Source organism: Idiomarina sp. A28L (genome assembly GCF_000218785.1).
Lineage (GTDB): Bacteria > Pseudomonadota > Gammaproteobacteria > Enterobacterales > Alteromonadaceae > Aliidiomarina.
In genome coordinates this window covers 1-4,813 of the sequence record NZ_AFPO01000027.1, presented here as the reverse complement: position 1 = coordinate 4,813, position 4,813 = coordinate 1, and the positions used below count along the sequence as shown (strand labels likewise).

7 protein-coding genes and 1 pseudogene are annotated in these 4,813 nt (G+C 43.6%); 1 reads left to right on the top strand and 7 read right to left on the bottom strand.

Annotated elements, in window-relative coordinates; all coding sequences use genetic code 11:
- Positions 1–23 precede the first annotated feature (23 nt).
- From A28LD_RS11545 to A28LD_RS11535, 5 genes and pseudogenes are all read right to left on the bottom strand, one after another.
- Positions 24–602, bottom strand: a complete 579-nt coding sequence (locus A28LD_RS11545) for a hypothetical protein (protein ID WP_237704270.1) — start codon at positions 600–602, stop codon at positions 24–26.
- Between the two features lie 3 nt (positions 603–605).
- A pseudogene (locus A28LD_RS12470) lies at positions 606–788 on the bottom strand (hypothetical protein); the annotation flags it as partial.
- A 51-nt stretch (positions 789–839) separates the two neighbouring features.
- Positions 840–962, bottom strand: a complete 123-nt coding sequence (locus A28LD_RS12450) for a hypothetical protein (RefSeq protein WP_007421255.1) — start codon at positions 960–962, stop codon at positions 840–842.
- 389 nt (positions 963–1,351) lie between these two features.
- Complete coding sequence (locus A28LD_RS11540; protein ID WP_007421254.1) at positions 1,352–2,236, bottom strand: hypothetical protein; 885 nt, start codon at positions 2,234–2,236, stop codon at positions 1,352–1,354.
- 9 nt (positions 2,237–2,245) lie between these two features.
- On the bottom strand, positions 2,246–2,503 hold the full coding sequence (locus tag A28LD_RS11535; RefSeq protein ID WP_007421253.1) for a hypothetical protein: 258 nt from the start codon (positions 2,501–2,503) through the stop codon (positions 2,246–2,248).
- Positions 2,504–3,032: 529 nt separating this feature from the next.
- Between A28LD_RS11535 and A28LD_RS11525 the strand changes: the two genes are divergently transcribed.
- Positions 3,033–3,251, top strand: coding sequence for a hypothetical protein (locus A28LD_RS11525; protein WP_007421252.1), 219 nt, complete (start codon positions 3,033–3,035; stop codon positions 3,249–3,251).
- A gap of 66 nt (positions 3,252–3,317) precedes the next feature.
- On the opposite strand, the gene A28LD_RS11520 is transcribed toward A28LD_RS11525, so the two are convergent.
- Positions 3,318–3,638, bottom strand: coding sequence for a hypothetical protein (locus A28LD_RS11520; RefSeq protein WP_007421251.1), 321 nt, complete (start codon positions 3,636–3,638; stop codon positions 3,318–3,320).
- On the bottom strand, positions 3,638–4,813 hold a 1,176-nt coding region (locus A28LD_RS11515), incomplete at its 5' end, for an RHS repeat-associated core domain-containing protein (protein WP_007421250.1). The genes A28LD_RS11520 and A28LD_RS11515, both read right to left, overlap by 1 nt.

Below are 4,813 nucleotides of genomic sequence, written 5' to 3'. Positions count from 1 at the left end.
TCATATGCTTCTGTAGTTCAGTCTTATTTTTCATTCTGGTCCTCCATATCAACAGCTTCCGGATGTGTATCTTTATCATCCGCGTCACTTTCATCCGGATCCGCCTCAGCACTATTCGGATGATATTGATAAAAGCTAATGATAGCACCATTTTGTTTTTCTGGTAATTCATCCAAGATGTGATCCATCACAAAAATTTCCTTGTCATTTGGAGCTCTAACATTGTTAAAAAGTTCAGAGGCTTCTTTCCTATCTATCACGAATCCATGTGACGGGTACCCGGCGATTAGTTTACGTAAAGCATGCGGTTTTAGGTTACCTACTTTACTGTCTAACCGGGTACCGTATTCCAAAGCGATTCGCATTGCGCGCTGTTGCTCTCCGAGGCGCATTGGGTCAATCTGGCTTGCGATTGGTTCAATCAAACAGCGAGTAAGCTGCGTCGCAACTTCTGAGGCCAATCTCGTGCTAACCTTGCCTCCAATCTTAATATCAGTAACGTAATCTCTAAATGCTGCAAGAGACTCTTGTTGTAATGAGGATATTGCCGTAGATATATCAAGGCCCGAAGATAGTTCAAACATTTCATCTGGTTTATTCACTTGAACATCAAGAGGGCCGAGTTCTCCAGTGTCCGAGATGATTAACCGCTGCGCCCCAAGTGCAACGAGCGTCCCGGCAGACTTACAATAACTATGCACAAAGCAGGTCACATCATCGTAATAGTGCCCGAGAGCTCTCGCTATCCGATAGCCTGCATGAGGGTCTCCGCCAGCCGTTGTTAGAATAAGTAGAAGGTGCTTAGCACGATTATCTACGTCTTTTAAAGTTCTTGTAACCTAGCGATACCCAGCGCGGTCAATATCACTGCAGTAAAAAAGTATGTCCAGTGCTTCATCTGAAGCTTCTGATATCTCTGGCTTACTAACTTCTACTTTTTGTTCTTCATTTTCTTCTGCCATCGGTAGATCCTTGCTTAGACTAAATATCCAGCCCCTGTGGTTGACTCAACTCAGACAGGTTTTAATTGCTGTTCAGAATTCCTTGGTCTCAATTTATTCTTAGCTAACGCCCCGAACCGTGCGACTGCACCGCGGTATGAATGTATTTAAAAAACTTATTAAACCTAATTATCTATGCCGCATCCTCTATAAAGTGCCTGATGATTTTGCTTGCGCAACTCCCACCCTTAAGTATCATTACTAGTACCACTGATTGAGCTTTTCGTTCTGCATCATTTATGGAAACCTAGGAATATTTATTGTCGACAATAACCGTTACTTCAGGTTTCCGTTCGCAGTGCACTGACCGAGTTTTCTCTACAATCGACGTCGTAAAATTGACGCAGAAGCTAATTAACCTCTTTTTCTTTCGGTTTTTCGTTGGATACGCGGAGGCACTCGAGCTCGGCATGTTCTTTGCGTGAGTATGAGCTCACGACAACGACATTATCTATACAGACAATTACAGCAAATTCCTTAAACAGTTTTGCGTAGAGGCCATTCTCTTTTAAATGCGGAGACTCCAATCTTATTCTATCAATTAACTGCTTGTAATACGCGGAATACCGCTCCTCAATACACAGGTGACGCTTTTCGTTGATATACCCACTGTAATAAGGGGCAATATGAATATGAGTGATACCGCCGTTGTCCATATCAATCGATAGTATAACGCCGATATAAACTTTATCATTATCAAGTACTACTCTCGACAACCTCCGCTCTTGAGTAATCTCATGCGCACTCTTATTCGCAGACTCCCGAGTCAGCTTCCCTGACTCCTGTATAACCCACCTTTCCATTGTGTTTGAAGCATGCCAAATGCAATAAATGGGCTTCTTTCTATAAGCCCAGTAGCTCGGTCGACAAAAATTAAAAAGGTATACTGTTAGTATTGGAGTTAAGAAGCTCAAAAAAGACGCGAAAGGAAGCTCAGACTCACGATTAAAAACCTCATGTAATGCAAGAGATGAAGCTATTACATGAATCCACATTAATGATGTCGATTGCTCGGATTTTGATTCGATTGCAAACTCTAAGAGGTGTTGGATACCATATAAAACTGTTGCAGTAACGACAACAAAAACCATGCCTTTAACAGCCATCGACGTGTATAAGAACTTAGCATCTTTTCTGTCAACTAAAGGCTTCAGTAAGGGGTGGGTAGTATAGTGAATATACCCAAATAGCAAGAAGCCAACTAATACAAACGGGGTTAGAGCCATCCCTACCAAAACAAAATCCTAAGTCGGCTTAAAATGGCGGAGGTTTTTCATAGAGGGCATATCAGCATCACCAAGAATTTTGTGATCAATAATGTAAGCTTCCTCTACTTGTTCGATCAAAGCTTCGAGTACGTAATCATCAGTAAGATCTAACTCAAGTGTCCCAGAGCTGTTAACTCGCAGATGTTTCAATGCATTTTCAACAGATGCAGGCGAAACCTTTGAGCTCAGGAAGCTAGCTCGCACTATACGTTCTCTTATCTTGTTAAAATTCACTAACACCTCGACCTGCAGTTTAGAAGAATGTTTAAGGAGTTTGGCACATGAAATTGCCTATTTCCTGCATTTGCGACGAACTGCTGCTACCAAGAGCCGTATATAATCGAAGCTAAACTTACATTTAAAGAACGAATCCCCTCTCCAAACATAAGAATAGACATTCCGATGCTGTTGCTCTCACCCACAATCCCCCAACGAGACCTCCAGTCGCCACACCTACCATTATCACTTATCTCGCTTCATTATCATTTATTTTGCACTCTTACAACTACGTTTACGCAAGAATGCTTCATTGGAGGACAGGCTGCTTATCAGCTAGACGATGGCACTTTCTCGATTGATGCAGGGGAAAACGATGTTCGGGCTATCTACGACCATGTTAATGCAGCCATAAAGTTTTTCTGTCGCCATAAACGAGAAATGGCATTCTACGACAATAAGCTTCAGTTCTTTGCCGCTAAGCACGGCATTGCTTCAACCTCCACCAGTTAACAGCTAAATTCGAACACCGACGGGAGTAGCTCTTGTGGCCAATCAACTTGATATACTGGCTTTGTTTGAGGAGGTTGAGCGTGACAGCCAATCAGGAACGCTATGCCGTGAGCTGTTGGCTCAGGGGCAGACGCTTTATGGTAAGAATCCTCTATTCCCCGATTATCTTGAACGCATCACGCCAGATGGCAAAAAGTCACTTGGCCAATGGCGCAATGGTGAGTTTGTAGAAGACGCTTGCCTTCTTTGGTAACAAAAAGCCCCGCCGACACCAAGTTGCTGGTGAGGGAAAGGCTTTGGATTCAACAAAAAGCCTTGTTTACCAACCAATTAGCGTATCAGCTATATATTTCCCTTTCTCTTCATCTGTGAGGGATGAATATTGCAATGCAGCCTCTTTATCAGATAGCTTCACCTTTGTTACCAATATACAGCTAATCAAGTAAAAAAACTGTATGGATACAAAGCAAACAATAAACAACAAAAGCATTTCCAACCAGTTACCCTCGAACCCGAAGTAAATTGCTGGTATACCAATTCCTCCAATAGGCCATATTAACTGGATGCCTGAAGCTTTTATCGAATGAAGAAAAACGTTGAGATTCAAAATTCCTTTGTTATTTGATTCGTTGTCATTCATTACTGTCGCTCTCTATCAACTTCTGGTGGAGGAGTTTTTTGTTCATCGGAACTCGTCAACATTGCAGCTCCCTCCATTACTATTGTACCAACTGGTATAGGGCTTGTTACTCCATTGACTACTTGAGCGGCGGCTCCTTGCATTCCGTCATTACCTCTTCTCTCAGCTTGAATAAATCCTACGGCGGCAGCCTTATTCGCCCCCAAAGTACCAACAACAGCCCTTTCGGTTCTACTTGTTAGTTGAACAGTCGAACCTGCAACTTTAGTTGTTCCTGTTGCGGCTCCTTTCAGAAGTGTAGTTGCTCCCCCGGTCACTGAACCCAGAGCAGCACTAACAGCAACACTACCAAGATCAATATTCATAACAGCATCGCCAAATCCCTGTCCATTCTTCATATTGTTACCTATTTGAATGGCGGCATCTATCCCACCACCAATCAATGCTCCAATAATTCCAAATTCACCATTGGGATCTACATACTTATATGGATTGTTATTCGCATAAGCATACCGATTGAAGCCCATAGCAGGGTTGCCGCGTTGCATATGCCCCAGCATATCAACTGGGTCATTCGAATAAAACCTACCGATGACAGGGTCATAATACCGCTGCTGCATATACGTCAACTGCAAATCGTCGTCTTCCAAGTGGCCGGTGTAGCCGGGCTGGTTATCGTTCGGCTGGTTGTTCGAATGCCGCGCCACCATTTGGCTGCCTAGGTAAATATAGTCGGTAACCGTGCCATTGTGAATGGTGCTGATTAATCTGCCTTGCTGGCTATATAAACTATAGGTTTTGCTGCCATTATTGTTCTTCATGATGCGGCGGCCATGGCCATCGTACAGGTAACTAATACTACCAGAGCTTGCGAGCCTGCCTGCGCGGTTAAAGGTAAAGCTGCGTGCGCCGTTGTTGATAACATTGCCCCGCGTATCGTAGCTAAACGAGCGGTTTAATGTGCCACTCACGCTGGTTAAACGATTATTGCTGTAGTGATAGGTCAACGTATCGTTACCCAGCGTTTTTTGCGTGATATTTCCAAGCACATCGTAATCAAAGCTACCACTGCCCCAGAACCCGCTGGCAGTATCCAAGCGGTCGAGCCCATCGTAGCTCATCGTCATCGAGTTTTCGCTGATAACCCCATCAGTAATGCTGGTGATGTTGTGGTT